This is a genomic window from Xanthovirga aplysinae, from assembly GCF_009711365.1.
In the GTDB taxonomy this organism is placed as follows: domain Bacteria; phylum Bacteroidota; class Bacteroidia; order Cytophagales; family Cyclobacteriaceae; genus Xanthovirga; species Xanthovirga aplysinae.
On sequence record NZ_SMMB01000547.1, the window covers coordinates 1 to 2,289 of the forward strand.

A 2,289-nucleotide genomic window follows, 5' to 3' on the forward strand; every position below is an offset into this window, starting at 1 on the left:
TTTTAAACATGCTCTAAAGGATAAATAAAAATATTTAAGACAATGATAAATATGTTTAAGGGAAAACTAGATATTTGTTAGATATAGTTCGAACACATACTCAAGGAAAGTAGATTAATATTTGAATTTAACTTATCATGTCAAGACATTAAAAAAGCATCTGTCATTACTTTTTCTAAGTTTTATTGTTTGGTTCCTCTTTCTATTGGGTGGACTTCCTGACTATTATCAAAGTTGCTCTTTTACGGTTCAGGTGATTGCCTGCATTCTTGTAACCCTTGTTTTTTCCCTTTTTCTTATTGGATGCTTCAATATTTTGGAAAGGCGATTTATTTAAAAATTCTTTTTGGGTAGCTCTCTTTATGACGCTTCCTTTATTTACTTATGATTATATATAACTTGGCTGGATGCAAGGAATTGGTTTTTCATTCTTCTTTAAATACTGGTATTTAAGTATTTTCTATTTTTCTTTTTGGATACAAATTTCACCTATAGGTTGGTTTATGGATAATAGAGCAAAAAATATAAAAAACTGATGGGTTATATTTCCCTATTAGAACTCTCTCTTTTTATTTAGGGGATGCTTTTTTGTTTGGCTCATTTCACTATGACAGATAAAGGACGAAATGTAGGGATAAAAAAACTCTCATTCGGCCCCTTTTAAATGGAGCCGAGCGGGAGTTTATTTATAAATTTGATTCCAATTTTTACAGAAATGGATTGCTCTTTACCTAGCTCGGAAACATTTGTAATTTGTTTGCATTTCCAAATAAAAGCTAATCAACAAGTTTTGGAAAATGCGACTTTCATCAGTGATTTTCTTATATAGATAGAAAAGGATCTTTTATACTTTTATAAATATAGGCAGGTATATCCACGCTCAAGTTAGTGTTTCACCTTGGTGAATACTTGCTTTTGCCCTTGGCAATATATGTTTAATCATATTGATATTTACCTTAATTTCTAATCAAATTCTAATCCCATTTATCATTATTTATCTTTTACTTAGGGAAAAATCATAAATTAAGTTTAAACAAGTAATTCAGAGAAATTATGCCTGGAGATACATATACCCGCTACCCTGAATTAAGGAATAATTCATTGGCAACAGTGCTTAAAAGTGGTAAAAAGAAAATAGCAATTGTTGGAGAGATTCATGATGAAATTTCAATGACCGAAGAAATAAGAAAATGGGAGCAAGAGGGGTTGAAAGTAGTTTACGAGGCAGATAAAATAAATCTTGGAGAGGATAATGAAATTGTACCTGACAGCATAATATTAAAATTGGGAGAAATCTGGAATAAGCGTTATTCTATGTATAATAGATTTTGGAATACCGATTTTCTAAAAGCGGATTCTATTTACGGTTCATACTTATCCATTCATTTCGAATATAGGGCAATGTTGGGTTTATCCACTGAATATGCGAATAAATTGGGTGATGAGGGATTAAAAGACCTAATTGCTCAACACCTTTTGAATCTTGAAGAAATGAAGGCTTACAAGGAAGTTAATCGTAATGCATTGAATATTATTGACCTGGGGGATAAGGTGAGAAAAGGGCGTTTAGGTTGGCTTAGATTATTAAAGAAAATCCAAGATACGTTAAAAGGAACAGTAGATCAAAATATTTCCCTAAAAGACTATGACTTTACGCTGGAAAGAAGTCGTAATATGATTACTGCAACGATCAGAGCTGCAGCAAGAAAAGAGTTAGAACCAACAATTTATAAAGTAGGAGATAGACATATTGAGGATATAAAAAGCATTTTTGAAGAGAAGGGGTATGTGGATGAACAAGTTATAGTGCTAGATAGAGTGGAATATATTAGAGAATGGGAAAAACTTTAAATTTATCCATGGGAATGGATAAATGATAGGCTTGATGCCCTTTTTTTAAAAGTTAGTCCAAACCTTTAATCTTCCTCACTAGAGGGAAGTGAAAAGTTTAATTTTAGAAGGTTAGTGGACTTTAAATGACTGGTGAAACAAGAATACTGGAATTAATAAAAGGAATGACTCCTAAAGTAAACCATGGGGTAATTGTTTTTGAAACGTAAAGGGTTATAAAAGGAATTTATCTAAGCAATACAGTTTGTGAATCAAAGAGAAGGAAGGAGTAATCGTCGTAATGGAGTAAAAAACTGATGAGCTAAATCTTACCTAAGAATATATCGCATCTTGGTTTACCTTAATGTCCCTTTTAAATTTTAGCTTTAGGCCTGATAGCTATTTTTTTAGGGGAATTACAAAAAGGCAAAATAGTTGTAAGATGATTGCGGGGTATTA

1 protein-coding gene is annotated in these 2,289 nt (G+C 31.7%); it reads left to right on the plus strand.

Annotated elements, in window-relative coordinates; genetic code table 11:
• The first annotated feature begins 1,053 nt into the window (after positions 1 to 1,053).
• Complete coding sequence (locus E1171_RS02555; RefSeq protein WP_155203773.1) at positions 1,054 to 1,851, plus strand: hypothetical protein; 798 nt, start codon at positions 1,054 to 1,056, stop codon at positions 1,849 to 1,851.
• Positions 1,852 to 2,289: the final 438 nt, after the last annotated feature.